The 25,049-nt window shown below is 36.4% G+C and carries 26 protein-coding genes and 1 riboswitch; of the genes, 4 read left to right on the forward strand and 22 right to left on the reverse strand.

Annotation, left to right across the window (positions count from 1 at the left end; all coding sequences use genetic code 11):
* Positions 1-71: 71 nt before the first annotated feature.
* From hpt to BN358_RS06630, 7 genes are all read right to left on the reverse strand, one after another.
* Positions 72-611 carry a hypoxanthine phosphoribosyltransferase gene (gene hpt / locus BN358_RS06600; protein ID WP_019228434.1) on the reverse strand — a complete coding sequence of 180 codons (540 nt, stop codon included), beginning with the start codon at positions 609-611 and terminating at the stop codon, positions 72-74.
* Positions 604-1,989, reverse strand: coding sequence for a tRNA lysidine(34) synthetase TilS (tilS, locus tag BN358_RS06605; RefSeq protein ID WP_019228435.1), 1,386 nt, complete (start codon positions 1,987-1,989; stop codon positions 604-606). Before tilS ends, hpt begins: the two co-directional genes overlap by 8 nt.
* A gap of 286 nt (positions 1,990-2,275) precedes the next feature.
* Positions 2,276-3,859, reverse strand: a complete 1,584-nt coding sequence (locus BN358_RS06610) for a PP2C family protein-serine/threonine phosphatase (RefSeq protein WP_019228436.1) — start codon at positions 3,857-3,859, stop codon at positions 2,276-2,278.
* A gap of 83 nt (positions 3,860-3,942) precedes the next feature.
* Positions 3,943-4,398, reverse strand: coding sequence for a septum formation initiator family protein (locus BN358_RS06615; RefSeq protein ID WP_019228437.1), 456 nt, complete (start codon positions 4,396-4,398; stop codon positions 3,943-3,945).
* Positions 4,349-4,960, reverse strand: a complete 612-nt coding sequence (gene yabQ / locus BN358_RS22265) for a spore cortex biosynthesis protein YabQ (RefSeq protein ID WP_019228438.1) — start codon at positions 4,958-4,960, stop codon at positions 4,349-4,351. The genes BN358_RS06615 and yabQ overlap by 50 nt, the downstream gene beginning before the upstream one ends.
* A 6-nt stretch (positions 4,961-4,966) precedes the next feature.
* The gene (gene yabP / locus BN358_RS06625; RefSeq protein WP_019228439.1) at positions 4,967-5,239 is read right to left on the reverse strand and encodes a sporulation protein YabP; all 273 of its coding nucleotides are present in this window, start codon (positions 5,237-5,239) and stop codon (positions 4,967-4,969) included.
* Between the two features lie 153 nt (positions 5,240-5,392).
* Positions 5,393-5,863, reverse strand: a complete 471-nt coding sequence (locus BN358_RS06630; protein WP_198018347.1) for a hypothetical protein — start codon at positions 5,861-5,863, stop codon at positions 5,393-5,395.
* Between the two features lie 160 nt (positions 5,864-6,023).
* Here BN358_RS06630 and BN358_RS06635 point away from each other — a divergent pair, with 160 nt between their 5' ends.
* Positions 6,024-6,581, forward strand: a complete 558-nt coding sequence (locus BN358_RS06635; RefSeq protein ID WP_019228442.1) for a sigma-70 family RNA polymerase sigma factor — start codon at positions 6,024-6,026, stop codon at positions 6,579-6,581.
* Positions 6,582-6,585: 4 nt separating this feature from the next.
* Positions 6,586-6,729, forward strand: a complete 144-nt coding sequence (locus BN358_RS22790; protein ID WP_019228443.1) for a YvrJ family protein — start codon at positions 6,586-6,588, stop codon at positions 6,727-6,729.
* A 226-nt stretch (positions 6,730-6,955) separates the two neighbouring features.
* Here BN358_RS22790 and iadA read toward each other — a convergent pair whose 3' ends face one another.
* From iadA to BN358_RS06650, 3 genes are all read right to left on the reverse strand, one after another.
* Complete coding sequence (gene iadA / locus BN358_RS06640; protein WP_019228444.1) at positions 6,956-8,098, reverse strand: beta-aspartyl-peptidase; 1,143 nt, start codon at positions 8,096-8,098, stop codon at positions 6,956-6,958.
* Positions 8,099-8,109: 11 nt separating this feature from the next.
* Positions 8,110-9,537: a Na+/H+ antiporter NhaC gene (gene nhaC / locus BN358_RS06645; RefSeq protein ID WP_019228445.1), complete on the reverse strand. Its 1,428-nt coding sequence runs from the start codon at positions 9,535-9,537 to the stop codon at positions 8,110-8,112.
* 201 nt (positions 9,538-9,738) lie between these two features.
* The gene (locus BN358_RS06650; protein ID WP_198018348.1) at positions 9,739-11,748 is read right to left on the reverse strand and encodes a sigma-54-dependent Fis family transcriptional regulator; all 2,010 of its coding nucleotides are present in this window, start codon (positions 11,746-11,748) and stop codon (positions 9,739-9,741) included.
* Between the two features lie 157 nt (positions 11,749-11,905).
* Here BN358_RS06650 and BN358_RS06655 point away from each other — a divergent pair, with 157 nt between their 5' ends.
* On the forward strand, positions 11,906-12,811 hold the full coding sequence (locus tag BN358_RS06655) for a DMT family transporter (protein ID WP_019228447.1): 906 nt from the start codon (positions 11,906-11,908) through the stop codon (positions 12,809-12,811).
* Between the two features lie 118 nt (positions 12,812-12,929).
* On the opposite strand, the gene BN358_RS22270 is transcribed toward BN358_RS06655, so the two are convergent.
* Entirely contained in the window at positions 12,930-13,820 is an 891-nt protein-coding gene (locus tag BN358_RS22270; protein ID WP_019228448.1) for a stalk domain-containing protein, read from the reverse strand.
* A 99-nt stretch (positions 13,821-13,919) separates the two neighbouring features.
* Positions 13,920-14,003: riboswitch (cyclic di-GMP riboswitch) on the reverse strand.
* Between the two features lie 159 nt (positions 14,004-14,162).
* On the opposite strand from BN358_RS22270, the gene BN358_RS06665 reads away from it, so the two are divergent.
* Positions 14,163-15,122 (forward strand): D-2-hydroxyacid dehydrogenase, encoded by a 960-nt coding sequence (locus tag BN358_RS06665; RefSeq protein WP_019228449.1) that lies wholly within the window; start codon positions 14,163-14,165, stop codon positions 15,120-15,122.
* A 45-nt stretch (positions 15,123-15,167) separates the two neighbouring features.
* Here BN358_RS06665 and tlp read toward each other — a convergent pair whose 3' ends face one another.
* The 11 genes from tlp to BN358_RS06720 all read right to left on the reverse strand — a co-directional run bounded on the left by tlp (position 15,168) and on the right by BN358_RS06720 (position 24,770).
* Complete coding sequence (gene tlp / locus BN358_RS06670; protein ID WP_019228450.1) at positions 15,168-15,398, reverse strand: small acid-soluble spore protein Tlp; 231 nt, start codon at positions 15,396-15,398, stop codon at positions 15,168-15,170.
* A 178-nt stretch (positions 15,399-15,576) separates the two neighbouring features.
* Positions 15,577-16,440 carry a radical SAM protein gene (locus tag BN358_RS06675; RefSeq protein ID WP_019228451.1) on the reverse strand — a complete coding sequence of 288 codons (864 nt, stop codon included), beginning with the start codon at positions 16,438-16,440 and terminating at the stop codon, positions 15,577-15,579.
* Positions 16,441-16,546: 106 nt separating this feature from the next.
* A complete protein-coding gene (locus BN358_RS06680; RefSeq protein WP_019228452.1) occupies positions 16,547-16,735 on the reverse strand; it encodes a DUF1540 domain-containing protein in 189 nt (62 codons plus the stop codon).
* A 112-nt stretch (positions 16,736-16,847) separates the two neighbouring features.
* A complete protein-coding gene (locus tag BN358_RS06685; RefSeq protein WP_019228453.1) occupies positions 16,848-17,552 on the reverse strand; it encodes a HesA/MoeB/ThiF family protein in 705 nt (234 codons plus the stop codon).
* Positions 17,552-17,776, reverse strand: coding sequence for a MoaD/ThiS family protein (locus tag BN358_RS06690; RefSeq protein WP_019228454.1), 225 nt, complete (start codon positions 17,774-17,776; stop codon positions 17,552-17,554). The genes BN358_RS06685 and BN358_RS06690 overlap by 1 nt, the downstream gene beginning before the upstream one ends.
* A 9-nt stretch (positions 17,777-17,785) precedes the next feature.
* On the reverse strand, positions 17,786-19,510 hold the full coding sequence (locus tag BN358_RS06695; RefSeq protein ID WP_083851529.1) for an aldehyde ferredoxin oxidoreductase family protein: 1,725 nt from the start codon (positions 19,508-19,510) through the stop codon (positions 17,786-17,788).
* Positions 19,511-19,794: 284 nt separating this feature from the next.
* Positions 19,795-20,124, reverse strand: coding sequence for a thioredoxin family protein (locus BN358_RS06700; protein WP_019228456.1), 330 nt, complete (start codon positions 20,122-20,124; stop codon positions 19,795-19,797).
* A 59-nt stretch (positions 20,125-20,183) separates the two neighbouring features.
* Positions 20,184-21,563, reverse strand: coding sequence for an FAD-binding oxidoreductase (locus BN358_RS06705; RefSeq protein WP_019228457.1), 1,380 nt, complete (start codon positions 21,561-21,563; stop codon positions 20,184-20,186).
* Positions 21,564-21,766: 203 nt separating this feature from the next.
* Positions 21,767-22,756: an electron transfer flavoprotein subunit alpha/FixB family protein gene (locus BN358_RS06710; RefSeq protein ID WP_019228458.1), complete on the reverse strand. Its 990-nt coding sequence runs from the start codon at positions 22,754-22,756 to the stop codon at positions 21,767-21,769.
* Positions 22,757-23,563, reverse strand: a complete 807-nt coding sequence (locus BN358_RS06715) for an electron transfer flavoprotein subunit beta/FixA family protein (protein WP_019228459.1) — start codon at positions 23,561-23,563, stop codon at positions 22,757-22,759.
* A 46-nt stretch (positions 23,564-23,609) separates the two neighbouring features.
* Positions 23,610-24,770: a hypothetical protein gene (locus tag BN358_RS06720; protein WP_019228460.1), complete on the reverse strand. Its 1,161-nt coding sequence runs from the start codon at positions 24,768-24,770 to the stop codon at positions 23,610-23,612.
* Between the last annotated feature and the right edge of the window lie 279 nt (positions 24,771-25,049).

The raw sequence follows: 25,049 nt of genomic DNA on the forward strand, positions 1-25,049 counted from the left end.
TGATAAAATTGTATCACATATGTTTTTACTTTACAATTAATTTAGTAAAAGTTGTAAATTTTAGTAACAGTTTATTTTGTGTAAACTTCTTCTTTCAATACTGCTATATATGGAAGATTTCTGTATTTTTCAGCATAATCCAATCCATATCCCACAACAAACTCATCAGGAACCTGGAATCCAGTATATTTTATATCAAGATTTGTTGTTCTTCTGTCTGGCTTGTCAAGTATTGTGCATATTTCAACTGACTCAGGACCTCTGGCTTTTAAATTTTCAGCAAGATAGGACAATGTCAATCCTGAATCTATTATGTCTTCAACTATAAGTACGTTTCTTCCTTCAATAGACTGATTTAAATCTTTTAAAATTCTTACAACTCCTGAAGATTGTGTGTTTGAACCATAACTTGAAATTGCCATAAAATCAATTTCAAGAGGCAAATCTATTCTTTTCATCAAATCACTTACAAATAGTACAGCTCCCTTTAAAACGCAAACCAAAAGTAAATCCTTACCCTGGTAATCTTCTGTGATTTTCGCTCCAAGTTCTTTAACCTTAGCCTGAAGTTCATCCTCCGCAATTAGTATTTTCTTAATATCCTTATTCATTAGTGCTCCTCCCTATGGTAATGTTTAATATTTTTTTTGTTGAAGATGACACTTTATAACCGTTGTGGATTCTGAAGTCCTCAAGCCATAATATATTTTCATCATCTGCAATTATCAGTTTACTGTCTCTTTCTTCTGCAGGAATTTTTAAATCCATAAAAATATCCTTGATTTTCTTGTTCCACGTGTTTCCGCACGGAACAATTGTATCCCCTGTCCTTCTGTTTCTGACAGTGAGATTTCCTTTTATATTATCAAAATCCAGGTTAATGCTATGACTTTCCCTTATGTCAACTTCGGAAGTATCTTTTACACTGCAAAGCACTGTCTTGCCTGTTTCTTTGATAAACAGGGGTTTTTCAAGCTCTATTGTATATTTAAACTCTGGAATATTTTCAACAATTTTATTGACTATAAAATTATCATAGCTGATTTCAATTGTAAAGCCCTCGGACAAATTAATTTTTTTGCCTGTGGACCCTGTTTTGATGAAATCTATGGCATAATCTATATGTTTCATTTCAACATTTATAGTGTTGCCCTTGAGCTGCTCGATGGATTTTCTTATGACTCTTCCTGCTTCGCCTTCATCCATGTCCTTTAATTTCTGCAAATTTAAAACAATTTTGTTTTTGCCTGCATCAATCAAGGCTTCACAAAATTTAATCTCAACATATTTGTCTATGATTTTTTTGTCTCTTTCCATTGTTTCTGACAGTCTGTACAAAGAATTTTGAATATTGGGATTAAAATTTTCCTCAAGATATGGAATTAAATTTAGCCTGATTTTGTTTCTGCCATAAATTGCCTGAGTATTTGTAATGTCAATACAGAATTCAAAATTATTATCGCGAAGGTATTTTTCTATTTCAGATCTTTGAACATTAAGCATTGGTCTTATTAAGTCGTCCTTCACAAAGGACATGGCGCACAGGCCGTCAATTCCTGTACCTCTTAAAATTCTCTGCAGCACTGTTTCAGCCTGATCATTGAGATTGTGGGCAACAGCTATTATGCCTCCGCCAACTTCACTTAAGTTTTCTCTGAAAAAGTTGTACCTGAGAATTCTTCCAGCTTCCTCTTCAGTAACTTTAAGCTCCTTGGCATAATCCGTCGCATTTTTTCTTTTTACAAATAACCTTACACCATAGTCTTCACAAAGAGAACGAACAAAATCTTCATCATGCTGTGCATCCTTGCCCCTGTACATATGGTTTATATGTGAAGCATACAAATTAAAACTTAAGCTTTCCTTTAATTTTCTTAAGTTATGAAATAAAAAAACTGAATCCGGACCGCCGGACAAACCGATAAGAACATTGTCCCCGGCTTTGATAAGCTGTTTTTGGATTATATTTTCTTTAACCAAATTATACATATTATTCCTCTTTTATTTGCATAGGATAAATTATACCATAAAATAAAGAAATTAAAAATATTTTTGTAAAAAAATAAATATTGCTTATTTATCAATATACCCTGAAATTTAAATTTAAATCAAAAGAATGAAAGCATTGCTTTCACCAGACTTTTGGCAAGCATTTTTTACCATTGCAGGTATAGTCGTACCCGCAAGCACGGGAGGACACAAGGTCCTCCCCTACATTGTTGAAATAGCTTTGTCAATTGGTGCAACATCACTTTCATTCTTTGTTTTTATTGTACTACCCTATTTTTGTAACCAGAACCGTCATATCGTCGAATACAGAATCCTGTCCTCTTAGGGCATAACTTAATATGGAATTTGCAATTGTTTGAGGATCCTTTCCGGCAATGAGTTCCAGGTATTTGTCCAGATTTTTCTTTTCATCCATTCCTATGGAATCTGTTATGCCATCTGTAACCATGACAATTATATCTCCTACTCTTACTTCCCTCTTAAAGGAACTGTATTCAAAATTGTCCAGTATACCCATTGGAAGGCTCTTGCCTGATATTCTGTCCACAGAATTTTTGCTTACAATGTAAGTTGGAGCAGCACCAGCCTTGTAAAGCCTTATTTCCTTAGTTCCATAATCAATTATATTAAGGTCGAATGTTACAAACCTTTCATCTGTTAGCTTAAACATTAAAATTGAATTTAGTGTTCTTAAAATTTGCTCCTCCGAAAAATCCGTGTATAAAAATTTAGACAATAAATCAACGGCTCCGTTGCTCTCCACGAAAGCTTCATGACCAGACCCTATTCCGTCGCAAAGAACTGTGTAATATTTGTCTAGCCTTCCTGCATAGGCAAAGCTGTCACCTGATACACTGCTTCCTTCCTTTGTAGCAGAAGCGCTGTATGTTCTTATTTTTATTCTCCTTATATTTTTAAACTTCAGCACATAGTAATTAGGTGATGCTAAAACCCTTTCGGTGCATTTTAACTTCACACCGCACACGTTTCTAACTATGAGTTCTACTGCAGCTTCTGCCTCATCAGAGGATTTTTCAGTTTTGACAGTGATGCTTAGTGCAATTGTATTTTTGTTTGAAGAAATCACTTCAAAATATTTGACACTTATGGATTGCCACAAGAGCTGCTCTTTTATTTTTGTTTTAGCTTTTTCCGAAAAAATATCAATATGTTTTCTTGTACCGGAATATAAATTAGCACTTGATTTGTCTTGCGCTTCTAAAGCTGAAGCTGCTTCCTCCCTCGCCCTATGGAGATACACTATGTTTCCTGTATCCTTTTTCTCACTGTCAGCAATAGTGGTGTTTAATTTTTTTGTTCTTTTTCTGTGAAAATTTGTATTGAACGAACCTGTTTTTATTTTTCCTGCAACTCTGATAAATTCATTTGTCAGAATAATTGCACTGAAAACAAACAGTGTTTCAAAAGCATTAAGCATGAGACCATTCCAATTGAATCCTTCTGCTGCAAGAATTGTTGTCTTTGACACAAACAGAACAGAAGCAGAATAAGAAGATGCAAGAACAATGGACTTTTTTTCTTCATTTCTGAATCCATAAAAATATGCATAAATAGCTGTAAGCATTATAATATAGGTATAATCAAACCTAACTGATAAAATAGCGGCTATGGTTGTCCCAAGCATCACAATTGAGCTGCCCTTCACGTAGGAATACACGCTTAAGGCAACAACAGAAAACGGGAATATTTCATCAATAATATTTTGTCTTGCAGCAAAAAAACACACCAAAAACAAAAACCAATTTTTCCTGATGTGTTTAATTTCATTGCTAATTATATTTTCCAACAAACTTAAATTGAATTTTTTATCATCAGCTTTTCCAATCATTTCTTCCACCTCTCGCATTGTTACTAATATAGTAGCAGAAGCTGATTGTAAAATACTGTCAAAATATGCAATGTTTTAAATTATTAATCCTGCAAATCTTTTTCAAAGCCGATTCCTCGTATTAGCTTGTTGTCATTTTTGTTTTTATCTATGTAAATTGTTTCATTGGGCTTAACCATTTTATATTGATCTCTTGCTATTTTTTCAACCAGTTCAAGCAAAGCTTCCTCATTGCTCATCTTGGCAACATCATCTTTAAGCTCATTAACTTTCTTTTCAACTTCAGCCTTAACCAGCATTTTCTGATCAATTTCCTTGTTGAGGTCACTTAGCATCTGATATTGAGAGAATGCAGTATATGCAAAATACATCAAAAACACAGTAAACAAGAAATTCACCACATTGAGCTTCCTTTTTCTTTTTACCGGAGCAGCAAACTTTTGCTGTCTTTTTTGTTCTTTGATTTCACGTTCTTGTCTTCTGAAGTCGTCATGGTTTATTTTTTTCTTTAGTTCTATTATTTTTTGATCTTCGTTCAATTGCATGCTCCTTTCTTCTTTTGTTTTTTAGCTTTTGATTTCGTTTGCTTTGCTTCTTTTTATTATACATCAGTTTTCTGTTTTTGGAAATCTTTTTTGCTTTGAATTTGTAAAATTTATACCTTTTTTTTGCATTAATGCACGTTTTTTGCCACTTGACCATAAGAGGTGTCAAAAGAACTTTAATTTTTCCTGCAAGAATCCTAATTGGTCTTATCATGAATAAGGAAACTCTTCTTATTATTTTTATAAAAAGATCCACAACAAAAATAAAAGCTTTCAATATATAATTGCTTATTCCGTAAAAATACAACAGTGCGCCGAGAACAAATCCAAGCAAAATGAACATTCTCACATTTCCGTAGCTTACATAAAAAATGAGTTCCACGCTTATATAAATGCTTACAATCCAATACAGCAGGTCACCAAGTGCAGTTCCCACTGCACCCATTTTAACATAATGCCTGACAAGCCTGTATATGTCCCATATGAAGCCGAGAAGCATTCCACCCATAATGGCCACAACAAGCATGTATTCTTGAGTGTATGGTAAGAAATCCATAAGAACCTACTTAAACAGCCTCTTAACCAAACTTGTTTTTTCTTTCTGTCCTTCATAATCGGAATAAATAAGCGAATTGATGACTCCCTTTACAACAAGCTTTCCTTCTTCCACATTAAGCTTGCTTATGTTTAATTTCTGCCCCTTAATTGTAAGCTTTCCCTTTGTTGTTATGAGAACAACAGTTTCGTCATTGAAGTTATCAACGCCATCAACTCCTGTAACATTTAGCAATTCTTTATTTTCAAGCATCAAGCTTTGTGTAGTTTTCTCGTCCATAAAATCCCCCCTGTATCATTATAATAGATTATATGATTACAATTTTATTTTTATGAAAAATTTGATTTTATGCACTGATAAATAAACAAAGGATTTTTGCAAAGCAAAAATCCTTCCTGTAATTCTTAATTCTTAATTCTTAACTCTTCATTCTTAATTCATTTTGTGTTTTTCCCTGTATATTTCCTTTGCAAGTCTGGCGTTAAGAATGTTTCTTTTCATTGTTTTAACGCTTTGTCTTGTTTGAATTATTCTGCCTGATTTCATGAGTATTGCAGCACTGTCTTCTTTTTGAAACACCTGCTTTATTGCATTCAGATCAACAAATCCGTAAGCAGCATCATGTTTGAACATGGGTTCACGGATGTTGATGTATATGAACACAAGATTCTCGTTTATGACAATTGGCACCTTGTTGGTTATGCCAAGTTCTTCGCCGTAATTAACACGGTTGTGATACAAGCTTATATTGTAATAATCCGCCAGATTTTTTATACATGTTTCGATTGCGGCACTTTTTACATAAGAACCATCAGCTGTGACAATTTCCGTACAGTTACCTATATCCTTCACATATACGGGAAGCATTGCTTCAATTTCGTTGAATTTCATTTGATTTTCCATAAAAAACATTTCCTTCTGACTTGATTTTCATTGAAATTTTCACATTGTACATTTCAAGAAAACATATCATTTCACCATCCATTTAAGCCCCTTACATACTTTTACACCCATAAAACATTCATTTATAATTAAGCTATAAATCAGAAAGGAGCTGAAATTTATGGATATTGATATTAATCATATTATTCAGCAAGCTCTAAAAGGGGACAAGAATTTTCAGGAAATTCTTCTAAAAAGACTCCGTCCTCTTATTTATAAAAATATATATAAATATTGGGATGTGTGGGATACAGAAGCTGAAGATATGGCTCAGGAAGGGTATATTCTGATTCTCATGTCGCTTAAAACCTTTGACAGCAAAAAAAATGTCCATTACCTCCATTATATTAAGACAAAACTTGAGTACTTCTATAAAAATCAACACAGAAAATCGCGTTTTAGAACAAATATATTCAGTTTGCAGGAAGCACTTCATGAATATAAAACTGCCTCATCACTTAGCTCAATTGAACGCGCAATAGAACAAGAAGAAAAATATGATCTTATGAAAAGCATACAGAATCTTTCTTCTGAAGAACAGAAGATTATATATTTATACTACTTTTATGGACAATCCATGCAATCTATTTCGATGAATCTTGGAATCAAATACGTCAAAGTCCGCTCACTAAAAAGACAAGCACTGTCAAAGCTCAGTATTCAAATGTGCAGGAGGTGAATTTATGGAAGATTTCATCAATTTACTGGGCAATTTCGGATTCCCCATTGCAGTCACAGCATATTTGCTGGTACGCATAGAATCCAGGCTGACACAGCTTACGGAATCAATTCATGAGCTTACAACAGCAATTAAAAGCATGAAGTAAAGAATTCTCGAACTTATTAAATAAGATATTCTTGTTCAAAACAAAAAACTGACACCATACGGTGTCAGTCATGTTAATGACAAAGTAACTTTAGACGTTGTCATTCTGAGGGCGTAGCCCGAAGAATCTCATGTTTTCAATAAAAATGGGATCCTTCACTATCGTTCAGGATGACTGCGTCAGGGTTTGTCAATAGTCTAACTGACCATAAGGTGTCAGTATCTTTTTATTCATAAGTACCTTTTATTTCAATTTTTCCTGCGGCTAGCATAACTTTTCCATTTGCTATAACCGTATCTATTTCTAAATTTTTATCGAGCAGGAGCAAATCTGCATCGGAGTTTTCACTTATAAAACCCTTCTGCGGATACTTTTCCAGTGCTTTTGAAACATTGGATGTGTAAAACATCAATGCTTTTTCTATAGTAAAATTCAAATTTTTCACCATGAATTTGAATTCTTCGAAAAGGCTTTTTACTGACGAAACACCTATGTCTTTTAAGTTCCCTACACTGTCATAACTTGACCAGCTGCCGTAACCATCGGAACTTATTGTGATATTTTCAAGAGGCACATTGTTTTTCTCAGCTTCTATTATTGCAGAAGAAGGAGATGTTTCTTCAGATATGCCGCATGTAAGGTCAATTATCCCGCCTTTTTTTGCAAAATCAAATGCTTCATTAAGCAGCTCTTTTCTCCTGTTCACATGTGTGGGCCTTATGGTTTTTACAGGAATTTCTGTTTCCTCAAGAACCTCGTTTATCAAACCAAGTCCCTTTTTGCCGTTTCCCATGTGTGCAACTACAATTCCTGGTTTTCCTGACAACATGCCTGCCACTCTTGCATCTGATGCAAGACGTGCAAGTTCATGATTTGATATGCTTGCAGATCTGTGGTCTGAAAGAGCAATTTTAACTCCAAGAATTTCCTCCACATACACTATGTCTTTTTTAACAGAATCAGTTAATGTCTCAGAAGGAAATCCGTATGACCCTGTAACTGCATAGACGCTTATGCCTTCTTCTTTTAAAGATTTTGCCTTAGCTATTAAGTTTTCTACACTTCTTGTTGTGGAATCAGTTCCAAGAAGTCCAACTACAGTTGTAATTCCTCCCTCAATGAGCTTGGACAATGTAATTTCCGGAACTCTGGTTTTAAAACTTCCTTCTCCTCCGCCGCCGGTTATATGAACATGACAGTCAATAAACCCAGGCACCAGTTTTTTGCCCGTTCCGTCTATTACACATATTTTTTTGCTGAAGATGCTTATTTCATCATCAATCAACACAATTTTTCCCTTTGCTGTAAGAACATCTTTTGTCCCGATGTATTCAGGTGAATATACATCAACATTTTTTATTAATATCATTGTAAACTCCGTTATTTGTTTTTCTTTGCTGGATCAATATATGCTATTCCAAAACCTGTAAAAGCAAGTATTATTGCAAAAATTATACCTGTATAGTTCAACACTGCCCAAGGAAGATATTCTAATGTCTGAACACCAAGGGTTGCAGTCATATAAGCTCCTGCTGCTGACCACGGAATCAGAGGAACCAATACAGTACCTGAATCCTCCAACGTCCTGGAAAGATTTTTAGGCTGCAGGTTGTATTTTGGATAAACTGAATTGAACAATTGTCCAGGAAGCAATATAGACAAGTATGAATTTCCTGTTACAAAAGCAACTGTAAAGCATGATGCTATTGTTGATACTATTATTCCGGAAGTAGACTTCACTTTTTTCATAATTGATTCAAGAACTACATCAAGCATTCCTGTGGCGCTCATAATTCCTGCAAAACCCATCGCACAGAAAACCAAAATTGTTGTTCCTGCCATTGATTCTGCTCCTCCTCTGTTCAGAAGCGTCAGAATATCCTTTGATATTTCTCCTTCATAGCCTGTCATTGTAACGTTGAATCCTTTGATTAAAGCAAGAAATCCGTTTTTAAGAGTAAATCCCTGAGATACAATACCTATGACAACTGCTGTCAATGCACTTCCAAGCATTGTAGGTATTGTAGGCCATTTGAGCAATGAACCGACTATTATAAGCGCTACCGGGATTAACAAGAATATATTCCAATGGAACATCTGATCCAATGTTCCCTGAAGTGCAGCTACAGTTTCAGCAGGGCTGCCTGTTCCTGATGCACCAAGGCCGGCTACAAAATAAACCCCAAGCGCAACAGCTGTTGCAGGGAGTGTTGTATAAAGCATGTGTCTTATATGATCGTATAAATTTGCACCTGCAGCCAAAGGTGCAAGGTTTGTTGTATCTGACAGAGGTGAAAGCTTATCACCAAAATATGAACCGGCAACTACAGCACCTGCTGTAGCTGGAAGAGAGACTCCCAATCCTCCGGCAATACCCATTATTGCAACTCCTATTGTTCCCGCAGAACCCCATGAAGTTCCGGTTATTGTTGAAAACACTGCTGTTATAAGGAATGCTGTTACAAGAAGAAATTTAGGATTTATTATTTCAACTCCGTAATAAATAATCATAGGTATTACTCCGGAAAACATCCATGCTCCTATAAGAGCTCCAACGCTCCACAATATTAATATTGCAGGCATTGACATTGAAATTTTTTCTATGATTCCCTTTTGCATTTCATCCCAGGAATAACCAAGCTTGATTGCAATAAAACCCGCAACAAATGCCACAAGAATAAGTATAGGCTCTGCTTTCATCTTCATAATACCAACTCCTACAACAAGTGCCACCATCATGAACACTATGGGTGTCACAGCTTGTGCGAATGTAGGTTTTTTCTTAACTTTGTTTTTAATATTTTCCATTTTACACTCCTTGTTTAATTTTATATTTCCATTAGTAACAAGCAATTATTGTGCCAAATTACAAAATTAAATCAGGTGTTTTATTTTTGTTTAATAATCAAGACTTCTTAGGTGTTAACAAAAAACTTGATTTACACACTGCAGCACATCAATGTTTCATTCAGGTTTTTATAAACCATAAGCCGGTTAATTTTAACCGAGTTATTTGTAAATTTCTGCTAGAGTTTTTTCACCAAGCTCTGTTATTTTAGACCCTTTGCTGCCATCATCATTAATAAGCCCCATATTTTTTAAATCAGAAATAATTCTTCTGATTTTTCCTTCTTTTATATCCATGTCTTCCTCAATAGCAATTTCAGCAATTCTAGCCCTTCCAACCGGCATATTTTTATTCTCTGAAAATTTCCTCAACACCCAATCTTCAAATTCATCCAAAAAAATACGTCTTTCTCCGGACACATCATGCATGTAGCTGTGAAGATGGTTCAATGATATCTTTTCTCCCTCATAAATCAACATAAGATACTCTATAAGATTAATGAGTTCCCTCACGTTGCCCGGCCATTGGTACTTATTTAAAAATTCAATTGTTTCCTGTGCAAAAAATTCATTGAGGGACTTTATTTTCTTGTCATCAAGGTTAATATTAATAAAATATTTCAGAAGAAACTCCACATCTTCCTTTCGCTTGCGAAGAGGTATTGTTTCCAAAGGCAGTATGTTTAGCCTGTAAAACAAATCAAGTCTGAATTTATTTTCTTTTATAAGAGCAAGAAGATTCTTGTTTGTTGCAGAAATTATTCTTACATCAACTGACAGTTCATCTGCAGAACCAATTTTTCGAATTCTTTTTTCCTCAAGAACTCTTAAAAGCTTTGCTTGTACATCGACCGGAACATCCCCAATTTCATCTATGAATATTGTGCCTCCGTCAGCAATTTCAAAAATTCCCATTTTACCGCCTTTGACAGCTCCAGTGAACGTACCTTCCTCATATCCGAACAATTCAGCCTCAACCAGGTTTGAAGTTAAAGTTGCAATATTAATAGGAACAAAAGATTTGCTGCTTCTGTAAGAATTCATATGTATGGCCTGCGCCAGTATTTCCTTTCCAGTTCCATTTTCCCCTGTAATGAGAACCGTGCCGTCGCTTTTGGAAAATTTTTTAGCTCTGTTTATCATATTAACTACATTATTATTAATTGTAAGATAATCATCAAAATTGTGAAGATTTCTTTTGACATAAGAACTTGCAGTAAAACTTGTTTTTATATCTGTTTCATTTGAGCTTTTATTTATCTTGACAGAAATTACAAAGCCATATCTTTTAGAAAAATTCACCTGACGAACATTAATGGACACTTCCTTGTTTTCAATCTTAGTCTGGAATGTGCTGTTATCCTTCAGTTCATTTATTGGGGTTCTTATAATGTCCTGAAAGTTTTTCTCCAATATGCACTTTTTCTTAAGACCGAGTATATACTCAAATTTAGAGTTAATACTCATGATTATGCCATTACTGTTAACAAATGCCACACCATAGTCAAGTGTGTTTACAATCATTTGGAGCATTTGCATAGATTCATTGCTTGTTTTTCTGCTCTCATCAATCTCTCTTGAAATTTCAACTATATCTCTTATGTAGTCTGTAACCAGGCTGTCTTTTAAGAATTTGTCCACATCAAGAATTCTGGTTATTTCATGAATAGTCTCTACATCTAGAATTCTTGACCCTATGTCAATAAGCTTATCAGGCTTGTAAGGAGCTAGCTGACCTTCTCCCGGAGTTATTGCTGTTTGCAGTTGAGGAAAAGATGAACACCCTGGATAGTAAGCATTGTATCTTACATGGTCTAATCCAAGTTCATAAAGCTGTTCAATTGCTTCTTTTGTTGATTCATAGCTGTCGTTTATGAACAAAACATCCTCATCATATTCAATGCTTATGATTTCTTTGATATTTTTGTGATCAATAACCCTTTTGGCAACTAAGGTGGGCACACTGCTGTCTATATATCTTGAAGCTCTTATTAAAAAATGTGCACTTGTAAATAAAATTAAATCAGCATCTGCCTTCTTGGATTTCATCTCAGAAATCAACATGTTTTCTACCCTTACATATTTTCCCAAAAGCTGGTTAAGCTGATTAAGTATTCTAAGACCGGTATTTCTTCCTTCGCTTACAACCAATATCTTCTTAATTTTTATCACACCTTTGCATTTTTTTGTAATTATATCACGACCATATTTAAAGAACAACCGAAATTGCCGCAGCACGTTCATATTAAAATAGGCTGGTATTTTAATCCTCTTCATGTTAATATGTTTATATAGAATTGTTTTATATTATATAGCAGGGAGAATATTTATGAAGACAAAAGAAGTGAAATCAGTATTTATACTGCTCTTGACAGCAGCAATATGGGGATTTGCATTTGTTGCACAAAGAGTGGGAATGCAGCACGTCGGCGCCTTTACATTCAATGGTGTGAGATTTGCCTTAGGAAGCATATCTTTGCTGCCTGTAATATATTTTTTCAACAGGAAAAACAAAGAACAACAAAAGGAAGAAGCAGACTTAAAAACAACGGTGAAATCAGGGTTAATAGCAGGAAGTGTATTGTTCATTGCAGCTTCCTTGCAGCAAATAGGACTCATTTACACCACAGCCGGCAAGGCCGGATTCATAACAAGCCTTTACATAGTCCTTGTACCAATAATAGGAATATTGTTCAAGCAAAAAACTCACATGAAGACATGGATTGGTGCTTTAACTGCAGCTATAGGACTTTATTTTTTAAGCATCAATGAAAGCTTTACAATTGAGTTTGGAGATTTTTTAGAAATTATAGGAGCCGTATTCTGGGCATGCCACATACTTCTGATTGACAGATTTGTTAAAAATGTCGATGCCATAAAACTTTCAAGCATTCAATTCGCCACATGTGCAGTATTAAGCATGATTACTGCATTTATAACAGAAGATGTCAATGCTGCAGGAATTTCAAGTGCTCTTGTGCCAATTCTTTACGGCGGCATTATGTCAGCAGGAGTAGCGTACACTTTGCAGGCAGTGGGACAAAAATATGCAAAACCGTCACATGCAGCTATTGCTCTTAGCATGGAGTCAGTGTTTGCAGCCATAGGAGGAATAGTACTTCTTGCTGAAAGGATGTCTCCAAGAGGTTACTTAGGATGTGCCTTGATGCTTTTAGGAATGCTTATTGCACAGTCTGAAAATTTTGGCAAAGAAAATCCCGGAGAAGCCAGTTAAACTGAACTAATGAATCCAAAAGGCACAGCTTATTTAGTAGTGCCTTTTTTATTCTGTCAGTAAAATTTACAAAGCAAAGGACTGTTGCATTATGCAGCAGCCCTTAAGAGGAGGAGTATTAATCAATATTGATTGTTTGAGTTTCCTGGTCCCATACAACTGAAAGTTCTAATTGTTCAGCAATGAATCTTAGAGGAACCATTGTTCTGTTGTTCATTATTTCAGCCGGAACGTCTATTTCAACTGTTTCTTCATTTACTGTAACTGTTCCTTCAGCCAGAGAAAATACAATTACTTTTCCGTCTTTTGTTATGGTGACAATTTTTTCTACGTCATCATACTCTACTTTTGCTCCCAAGGCTTCTGATACAGCTCTCACAGGAATCAATGTTCTTCCTTCTTTAATTACAGGAGGTGTGTCAAATTTAGCATTACCTTTTTTGAACAAAACATTTTCTACAGAAATGACATCAACATTCTCAATGCTGTCAAATCTTAAAGAAACTTCTTTTAAGGCCTCAAGCTCTTCTTGAGTATATTTGTTTCTCACTATTTCCTGCATTTCTTGTATTTTTACCTTCATTTGAACTTTATATTCGTTCATTTCTAATTTTTTTGCTTCAAGCTGCAACTTAATTTCTGCAATTGCTGCTTCGTCCCCAAGTGCTTCGGCTGCTTCAAGGCTTGTATCAAGTGCTTCGAGTTCATCTTCGATTCCGTCTTTTAGTGCCTCAATTTCGTCCTTTTCAGCTTCAACAGCCGCTTTTGCCTCTTTCCATACTTTGCTGTTTCCCTTGCCCTTACCGTTTCCTTCTTCAACTACTTCTTCTTCATCTTCGATGTCTTCATCAGTTTCAACATCTGCGTCTTGATCAACCTCAGAACTTACCTGAGTTTCATCTGTTGTGTTGTTTGTTTCACCATCAAGATCTTCCCCAAAAGCTACAGTTGGAAAAACTAATGTCATTAGAAGTGCCAAAATCAATGCAATTTTGTTAATGCTTTTCATTTAATCTAGATCTCCTTTTTCCCACAGGGTAATTTTTGGACAAAAAAAGCTCTGAATGGGTCGCCAAACAGAGCCAATACTTTTATATGTATTAACAATTTTGGTAACCCGGCTGCCTTGGTATGTACCTTAAGGCCCGTGGCTTTGCGTCCCCGGCTTTCACCGGGTTTGCCTTTATCAGTTCGCTAATTTATTCCATGGTAAAATTATATTCCTATATATAAATTTTGTCAATCAAAATAATTCTTTCCTGTAAAATCAATTGCACATGGAATAAATATCTGATAAAATTTCCTTAATGAAATATCAATACTACTGCACAGCAGATTACCTGGAGATAATATGAAAATAGTAATTTTAGATGGATATACTTTAAACCCCGGAGACTTGTCATGGGATAAACTAAAAAATCTTGGCGATGTTGAAATTTATGACAGAACTCCTGCTGAGCTCACTGTTGAAAGAATCAAAGATGCAGACATAGTTCTTACAAACAAATCACCTATTTCAAAAAAAGATATGGAACAATGCAAAAATCTTAAATTCATAAGTGTTCTTGCAACTGGTTACAACATAGTTGAAACAGCTTACGCAAAGGAAAGAAACATTGTGGTTTCAAACATTCCCACATACGGTACTGCTTCTGTTGGACAGTTTACCATTGCACTTCTTTTAGAAATCTGCCACCACATAGGGGAACATTCAAGGTCCGTAAAAAACGGAGACTGGGCAGAATGCAAGGACTGGACATACTGGAACTATCCTCTCATCGAGCTTGAGGGAAAGACAATGGGAATAATAGGCTATGGAAAAATTGGGCAGAAAACCGGACAAATCGCCCAGGCTATGGGAATGAAAGTTCTTGCAAATGCTAGTCATCCTAACCCAGCTCTTGAAAGCGATACATGCAGGTATGTTGATATTGATGAGCTCATGGAAAATTCAGACGTCGTTGTACTACACTGCCCTTTGACGCCTTCAACAAGTGGAATAATAAACAAAAATAATATTGCCAAAATGAAGGATGGTGTCATTATAATAAACGATTCAAGAGGACCGCTTATTGTGGAAGAAGATTTAAGAGATGCACTTAACAGCGGAAAGGTTGCCTACGCAGCATGTGATGTTGTTTCAACAGAACCCATAAGAACTGACAATCCGCTTCTATCTGCTAAAAACATAATTATAACACCACATATTGCATGGGCTCCAATTGAAGCAAGAAAAAGACTTATGGATTATACTATAGAAAATATTCAAAAGTTCATTGAAGGAAATCCCGTCAATGTTGTAAACAAATGATTGTAGGGGATGATAGGGGCGGACCTCGTGTCCGCCCGAAAGAGATTATTTATATCCGTTTTTCTTGTCTATTGCTTCATCCCTTATTTCTTCTTTCATATTTTTGAGAGATTGTTCTCTTCTCATATTTTTATCAGCCAAATCCTGTCTTTCTTTTTCGTTGTCAACTTTTTTCATAAGATCTTTTGTTTCTCTGTAGTTGACTATTGTGTTGTCTATCATGTTTTGAATTCTGTCAACATTGTCTCTTCTGTCATCTGGTTTTGGGTTATTCATATTTTTCTCCTTTTCATAATAGTCCCTGAATTATTATTTCTTAGTTCATTGTAATTATTCCGGCGAAATTTTACAGAATTCCTATTTAAGCACAATAAAAGCCGGAAATTCCAGCTCAAATTATTGATTAACCCTGATGTTATCATCAACCTAAGCTGGAAATCAGACTCATTAAATGTTACAGTGTATCATATTCAAGCGGTATGAAATTACCGCTTTCACGGAGTCTTTTTAGTCTTTTAACCAGCTCTTCCTTGTCCTTGTTGAGTATTCCTGCCTGGTTAACATGGTTTGAAACGTGGTTTGCTCTGAATATGCAGTCCTCAAGCTCCATGTTTTCAAGCATTATTATGTTTTCATCAAGCACTTCAAGAGGTGTCAACAGATGAAAATTTCCCTGTCTTATGTCATCGGCCAATTCGGATTCTTCTTCCACAACAAGGCGGAGAAGTGAAAAATAATGCGGATTTATTGCAGATATAACTTTTGCCGATTCAACGGCATGTTCATGCATCAGCTCTTTTCCTCCAAGACCTGAAATAATCATGCATGATAGCTTAAATCCTGCTTTTATTGCCTTTTGTCCGGCTAAAGTCATCTCCGTTTGATTTACTCCTTTTTCCATAAGAGACAATACATTGTCTGATCCGCTTTCAACGCCCATGTACAAGAGTTCAAGACCGGCTTCATGGATGGCTATTAGTTCTTCTTCAGTTTTTCTCAATAAATCTAATGGTCCAGAATAAGAGCTAATTCTTTTAACGTTTGGAAATTCCTTCTTTATGTAATCTAACATTTCAAGAATCTTTTCAGTTTTAAGGCACAGAACATTACCATCTGCCAGGAAAATCCTTTCAGCGTCACCATAATATGCCTTAAGCTCTTGTACATGTTCCTTTATTTCTTCTTTTGACTTCAGCCTGAATTGCTTGCATTTGTACATGTAACAAAATCTGCACTTGTTGTGGGAGCAGCCTTCTGTTACTTGTATGATAAGGCTCCTTGCTTCGCTTGGAGGCCTGTATAACGGCATTGAATACATAATTTCTCCTTTAAAAATAATTTTACATAATTATATACCTGGACCGAGCTGTTTTACAATTAAAAAATTGTTCCTAAACTTAAGGAACAATTTTTTAAGAAATAACTTATGACATGCTTTGGTTATTAGGAACAAATGTTGCACAGTCTGTTTCTTTTGTACTATGAGCATTGCGGCTTTGAACTTCAATTTTCTGAGCGTTGCAGTGATCTCCCTGTGAGTAATAATAACATGTGTTTACAACACATTTAATACCAGGATTGTGCTGATCCATTTTTTGAACTTTGCCTTCCATATTTATCTCCTTGATAATATTATTTGAAAAGTTTTATAAGTTTTTTAAACTTTCTAAAATATTATGCCCTTGTTTAACTTTTTTAATATAAAATGTTTTTACAACATTTGCATTATTTTGAAATTTTAAATGTTTCAAATTCCATGTACAGCAAATCTGCCTGCAGCCACGAATTTCTTAAAGCAGGCTCTCTTCCAACAATTATCTTGACCGATTCTGCTGCTGCAAGACTTGACATAACCCATGGAGTAAATGCAGGATTGCCCCACGTTTTTTCCATGCCTCTGTCATTTTCCCTGCCATCCTTAAAAACTTTTAAAACGCTGTAATCACCAGGAAGACTCACTCCAAGCATTCCAAACCACCCTGCTATTCCTGCATAAACAAGAGGCTTTTTGAGCCTGTGACAGGACTCTTCAAGATATATGCGCCTTTGTATTGAATCAAGAGCGTCGCATACCAGATTTGCTCCGCTGAAAATATCTGCTGCATTATCCTGATTGAACCAGTCATCAATCAGCGTAAGTTCAACGGAAGAATTCACAGCTTGAAGCCTTTGTCTTGCTGCTTCAACTTTTTTTGCTCCAATGTTATATTCAGTTGAAAACAGCTGACGATTCAAGTTTGTTTCATCAATTGTATCTCCGTCAACCAGTATGAGATGTCCGACCCCAAGGCGGGCAAATTCTTCAGCCATGGTTCCTCCAAGGCCGCCGCAGCCTACTATGGCAATTGTTGAATCAGCCAATTTGTTTTGATCTTCAACCGATATGGTCTTGTAATTTCTTTCATATCTTGGAGCTAGTATTCCTTTCATCAACCTCCTCCTACCGGCGGAAACAAAGACAATGTGTCGCCATTTTTCAAAGTCTGGTTCAAATCAGCATCACGTCCGTTTACAAGGCATATTTTAACTTCTTCTTTTGGAATGTTGTATTTCGATATGACATCTGAAACTTGTGTGTTTTCATTTATATTTGCCTTTTCCTCCTTGAAACGACCATCTCTTAGAGTGGCAAACAACTTAACATTTACTTCCATTCTGGCCTCCTAAAACTGAAGAACTTTGTCAAGTTCTTCATCTGAAATATCCCACACTGCATCGTGTGGAGGAATAGCTTCACTTGTGAATTCAGGCAGTCTGTCATCATTTTTTGTGAATCCAGCTTTTCTGTTAAATTCCTTTTCAATTGTCAAAACATACTCGCCCATGTTGTTCCAGTCATCCTTGGTCCACTCCACTCCATACTGTGCATTTATCATGTCGAGAACGGAAATGAATACTTCGTCAAAATCAAGTACAGCAAATGAAACAAATAAGCATAGACCAGTTGAATCAATTGATGCAGTTGCAATTTGAAGGTCTCTTGAAAGTTCTGACTGGCCTTCTTTTTTCAAAGGATCCACAGAACCTCCAACCTTCAGTATATTTGCTGCAACCGAATATCCCGCTGTATGGTCTGCACCCATTGGTGTCGTAGCATAGGTAACTCCTATTCCTTTCACAGCTCTAGGGTCATAGGCAGGCATTGTCTGGCCCTTTACTGTTGGTACCCTCAGCACGCCATATGCCTTTCCTGTAAAATCAGGGCCGTTTCCAAGAATTCTTCCAAGCGGAGTTCCTGATTTAATTTCACTTTCTATTAAATTCAATATTCCTTCTCCGTCACCCCACTTAAGCAATTCCGCTTCCATGGCAACCATCATTGTTCCTGCAGTGTCAATGGTATCAATTCCTACATCATCGCATTCATGGTCAATGTGGGCTATTATATCCAGATCATCGACCATGCATCCTGCCCCAAATCCCCAGATTGTTTCATACTCAAATCCAGAAGTAAGATAGCTGCCGTCCTTGTCGTTGTATGTCTGAGAGCAGCGTATTATGCACCCCACATGACATCCGTGGGTTGTGTCCCCATGACGTTCAACTATTGTGTCATGCATTGTTTCTCCGCAGATTTTTTCTGCTCCTTCAAATCTTCCCATCCTTGAATTTTTTGTGGGAAGACCTCCTGCTTCATTTAAAATGTTCATAAGAACATTGGAGCCATACTTAGGCAAGGCTTCACCGCTTACAGGATGCTTTAGAAGACCCTGATTGAAAATTTTAGCAGCATCATCAAATTTTTTCTTGTCCTTTATTTCAATTCCTTCACCGTCATTATCATCAAGGGAAATGAATTTTATGTGCTTTGAACCCATTACTGCACCAAGTCCGCCCCTGCCGGCGCTCCTTAAGTGACCTTTTGGGTCCTTGACGGAAATGTTGGCAGTTGACATCTTGTATTCGCCTGCCTGGCCAATTGTCATAACACCGGTATTTTCTCCATACCTGGATGTAATGGTATGAATCACTTCATAATTTCCCTTTCCCAACAATTCTGTTTCTTCCTTTATATTCACCCCATCTTTATGCACATGAATTGTGTACCATTTGTCATCCTTGGGCATTCCTTCAATTATGAGTGCTTTGACTCCAAGTTTCGCAAGACGCTGTGCTGCTGTGCCGCCGGAATTGCTTTCTTTTATTCCTCCGGTGAGGGGACTTTTGGCTCCTACTGACAAACGCCCTGAATTTGCAGCCTTTGTTCCTGCAAACAGACCTGGAGCAAATACCAATTTATTTTTACTTCCAAATGGATTGCAGGCAGGGTCCACTTCTTCTGAAATTATGGTTGAAGTTAATCCTCTTCCTCCGAGAGTATTCCATCTTTCAGGAACATCTTCAATTGAGAAAGAAAGTTTTGACATATTCACTCGGTAAATCTTCAAACAATTACCTCCTATTATTAATTTATTGTATTATTTTGCCCGTGCAAATATTGACTATACAAAATTAGATTGTCAAAAAAATGCAAAAAAAGAGCCTATGGCTCTTAGGACTATAGACAACCCTGACGCTGTCATCATCCTTTACAGCCTTTTGGCTCTTAATCTTACTTCATAATTTCGATTAACATTAATATTATCGTGACTCTCATACGGGAGGGCACGAGACCCTCCCCTACAACATTGAATCAATGTCATACCATGCCATACAGCAATTGTTTTATTTGCTATTGTTCAAAATACATGTGATAATATCTTGAAATTTTGCTTTCAATGTCAGGTACACTTATAAAACGTGCTTCCCTTATTGTTTCCTTGTTGTCTATGAAAAAAAGAATACCGGGAATAGTAAAAATGTTGTTTGCAGCTGCCATTTCCGGGGAAATATCCACATCTACCTGCACTGATTTTATTTTCGGATATTTTTCGAGCATCTCTTCAATTTTCGGTTTCAATGATGCACATACTCCGCACATTTCGCTTCCGAAATAAACAATTACCATGCTGTTTTTTTCTTTCATATTTTTTAATTCTTCATTTGATTTTATATAATCCATAACCCCTCCTGTAATAAAGCAACAACTTTATTAATACCCTGCTGCAGCTTTTTTAAACATTACAAAGCTGTTCCGGGATTCAAAATGTTGTTGGGGTCAAAAACATTTTTTATTGCCTTCATGAGATTTAATTCCTTTTCAGTGAACTGCAGCTTCAACCTTTCATTTCTCACTTTGCCCACACCATGTTCTCCAGTGATTGCTCCTTCACATTCTATGACTAAGTTGAATATTTCATCAACAATCTCATCGTAGCATTCAGGCTTTTCTGCCTCCTCAGTCAAAATGCTGTTGTGCATGTTTCCGTCGCCTATGTGACCTATTGTTGATATTTCAACGCCGTATTTTCCATGTATTTTCTTGATACCTTCCATATACTTTGCAAGATTATTTATTGGAACAGCAGCATCAATGGCATCAACAACCATTTTATGCATGCTTGGGTATACGTGGCTTCTTATTTCAAGAAGAGTTTTCTGTTCCTTGGAACTTTCTGCCACAAAGCTTTCAACTGCATTGTTTTCTTCACATATGCCAACAATTGTTTCATACATTTCATACAAATCATCTTCTTTTCTCTCAGAAACAATGAAGTACAAATCAACATTTCCAACGTTAGAAGGCCATGTCATCCCAATATCTTCAGCAGCCCTTAATATTGCTGTCTTTTCCATGTATTCTATAGCCAGCGGCTTTATTCCACTTTTGAAAATTTCAGTAACTGCTTTCACAGCATCTGAGTCATTTTCAAAAGATACCAGAAGGCTTCCTATATGTTTGTCCTTAGGTTTTATGGATAAAGTAACCTTTGTCACAATCCCAAGTATTCCTTCACTTCCGATTAATAGATTCTTAAGATCAAGTCCTGCATTGTTTTTTATGAGCTTTCCTCCTGCATGGATTATTTCTCCAGTTGGAAGAACAGCTTCAAGACCTTTGACCTGGTCGCGCATTACGCCGTATCTTACGGCCCTTACTCCTCCGGCATTCATTACAACCATTCCGCCAACCTGAGCACCTTCATCCCCTGGATGGATAGGAAAGTACAAGCTGTCATGTTTACTGAACAGCTCTACAATGTCAAGGAGTGTTACTCCTGCTTCACATTCTAAAGTAAGTGATGTTTCATCAACTTCGATTATTTTGTTCATACGCTCCATAGAAATGATGATTGTAGGCATTATGGCAACTGCAGCTCCTGAAAGGCTTGTGCCGCCTCCTCTTGCCATTACTGGATATTTGTTCTCATTGGCATATTTCATAATTTCAGAAATTTCTTCTGAACTTGCAGGCTTTACAACTACGCAGTCCCTGCATACTTTTGGCTTCACTGCCTTTTCCGTTTCATCTTCGCAGTAGCTGCTCACTTTGTCAAGGTCTGAAACTACCCAGTCTTCCCCTACAATTTCCTGCATTTTCCTGATTATATTTTCGTTCATAATTCCTCCATATTTTAATACTCTAAAGTAATATTTTCAAATTAAAACGAGAGCCTTCACTGCCGTTCAGGATGACATAAATAAACGTAAATTAAGCTCAAACAATATTTATTTCAATAATCTTAAACCAAAATCATTAAACTATTAATTCTTCACTCTTAACTCTTAATTCTTAATTTTTTATAATTCTTAACTCTTAATTCTTAATTTTTTTTATTCTTAATTGCCTCTATAAGTTCCGGTATAATTTTATACATATCTCCTACTATTGAATAATCTGCTACTTTGAATATTGGTGCTGAAGGGTCATTGTTTATTGCTATTATTATTCCTGATTCCTTCATTCCTGCCACGTGTTGAGGAGCTCCTGATATTCCGCATGCAATGTATATTTTTGGTTTAACCCTGCTTCCGCTGTATCCTACCTGATGTGCTTTTGATATGATTCCTGTTTCCACAAGTGCTCTGGAGGCTCCCACTTCTCCGCCCAGAAGTAATGCCAGTTCCTGTATCATTTTTAAATCTTCTGTATTTTTTATTCCTACTCCTGCTGATACAACCACATCTGCATCTGCAATGTTAATATTTTCGTTGGAGATTTCTTCAAGAACTTCCACAAGGCAGTTTCCGGATTTTATTGCTTTTACTTTAATGATTTCACCTGTCTTTGTTTCGTCCCTGTGAGCTTCATCAAATTCCTTGTACCTTACAGTTGCCATTTGAGGATAATTGTCCGACTTGATGTGAGCCAGAATATTTTCGCTGAAGGCTGGTCTTATCTGAATTAATCTCATATCATCGTCAATGCTTAAATCCGTGCAGTCTGCCGTCAGTCCGGTTTCCAAAATGGCTGCCACTCTGGGAGCAAGGCTTCTGCCGAATGTTGTAGCTCCAAACAAACAAATTTCAGGCTTAATGTCTTTTATTAATTTTACCAGATTTTCAGCATATACAACTTCATCCGGCACGCTGAATATCATTTCATCTTCTATGTGATAAACCTTGTCAGCGCCTCTGTAAACAAGTTCATTTACATTTATATCAGGCTGTCCCAAAACAACTGACATCAGACTGCAATTGAGCTTGTCACATAATGTCTTTCCTTTTCCAAGCAGCTCATAAGCAACCTTGTGAATGTCTCCCCTTTTCTGTTCAGCAAACACCAAGACTCCTTTGTATTCTTTTTCTTCCATTTAAACCTCCTTGTTCAGCACCCTGCTTTTTTTGAAAACATCAAGCATTTCCAAAACAGCCTCGCTGCCACTGTCCTTAAATATTCTTCCTTCTCTTTGCGATTGGGCAGGCACTTCAATTTTCTTTACTTTTGTTGGTGAACCTTTTACCCCAAGACGTGATTCATCAATTATATCTATTAAGTGGCTGCTGTCCCACTTTGTGATTTCTGCTTTTCTTGCCTTCATTTTATTTTTGAAGTTAGGAAGCCTTGGAACATTTACATCCTTTGTTACGGTCATAAGCAACGGATATTTTCCTCTTTTGAGATACTGTCCTTCCCATACATTTGATACAGCATCTATGGATTCTTCAGTAAAATCTTTTATACTTTCAACATTGCTTATGTGAGGAATGTTTAATATACCTGCAACCTCAGGTCCAACTTGACCTGTATCCCCGTCAACAGTCTGAATTCCAGCTATAATCAAATCGTAACTGCCAATTTTTTTAATTGCTGCAGACAATATGCCTGAGGTAGCCTTCACATCTGATCCGCCGAATTTTGCATCGCTCAATAATATTCCTTCATCAGCTCCTCTTGCAATTGCTTCTCTTAATGATTCCTCAGCCTGAGGAGGTCCCATTGAAACAGCAACTACCTTCGCACCTGTTTTTTCGGCTATAACAAGAGCTGCCTCCAATGCGTTCAAGTCAAACGGATTTATTTCTGTTCCTGCGGAAGACCTGTCTATTCTTCCTTTTTCCCTGTCAAACTTCACTTTCTCCATGTCAGGCACTTGTTTGATAAGCACTATTATTGTCATTTTTCCTCCTTGATGAAAATGCAGCGAAGCAAATGCTTCGCGCATATTAATTTTCTGTTTTTAATTTTTTGCTTCTTATTAATCCAACTATTATAAACGGGAACAAAACAACGAAAATTGAGAAATATCCCAAATATTTGTATCCAATGTTTACTATTGAAGCTATACCAAATGTTGAAACCATAACATCCAATATGAGCATTGAAAGAACTATAATCAAGCTTCTGTTTCTTTCTGTCTTGATTCTTTTTACCATGTAAGTTTTGTTTCCGTATCTTGCAACTAAAGCAAATGCAAATGCGATGATTGTAGACAATGATGCCATTACAACGAATACAACATATACAGTTTCAAGAACAGGTAATCCTATCTGCTGCACTATGTAGTAATTAGGCAGGAGACTTTGAATTGACTCAGGCTGATATGCAAAGTTTACCAGCACTATAGCCACAAGCATAAGGGCGTTTAAACAAGTTCCCAATGCTGCAGACATCATTGATTCTTTCTTACTCTTCAGACCTTGAGAAACTGAAATGCAGTTTCCTATGTTGCCTGTGGACTGGAACCCTGCATATGTAATTGCCAACCATAAGCCACTTGTAAGAGAATGATCTGAAAAGCTTGTTGCAGCCCAGTTAGTGCTGATTGCTCCTTTGCTGGCGCTTATTCCAAGCACAACTATAAGTCCTATTACAACAAGGATTCCCACTGTCAGAGCCGTTGAAGCTGCCTTTACAATTTCCGCACCGTAAATAACCAGAACAACTGATAAGCATACCATCAACACTGTTCCTGCCCATATATTAAGGCCAAAGAATTGCTGAAATAATTTTGCGCTTGTGGCAATGCATAGTCCGGGAGCCAGAAGCGATGTTACAAGGAAAGATATTTCAAAGAATGCGCTGAATAATTTTTCATAAGGATGAAAGAATTTATTGGTAAAAGTTTTAAAATCATGTACTTTATTTACTCTAGAATATTCAATTGCAAAATACATAGCCAGTCCTAATAGTGCCATTGCAAATACTGGTGTCAGCATTCCTATTTTACCATATGATGAAAAGTAAGTTGCAACCTGTTTTCCTGAAGCAACACCAGGTCCCGCATGAGTGCCGAACCATACAGCTGCTATTCCTACAAAAGGCGGTACGATGGATTTCTTGATTTTAACGTTTTGTACTGCTTGATTTTCGATTTTTGCTTCCATATTCATTCTCCTGTAATTTTTTTGTTTTGAAAATTAAACTCTGCGCATAGTTTAATAATTTAATTTTGTTGGAATGTGATTTGTTTACCTTTGACTTCCATTAGTTGTCGCTGGTTATTCGCAGTCTCGTTCACCAAATTATCAGCTCCCTACGGTCGCATAATTTGGGAACTCGTTGCGTTTGACCTACCTTGACTTCCATTGTTTGTCGCTGGTCATTCGCAGTCTCAATCACAATTTTATCAGCTCACTATCGTTCGCATAAAATTGGATTTCGTT

The sequence above is a fragment of the Sedimentibacter sp. B4 genome (assembly GCF_000309315.1).
GTDB lineage: Bacteria > Bacillota > Clostridia > Tissierellales > Sedimentibacteraceae > Sedimentibacter > Sedimentibacter saalensis.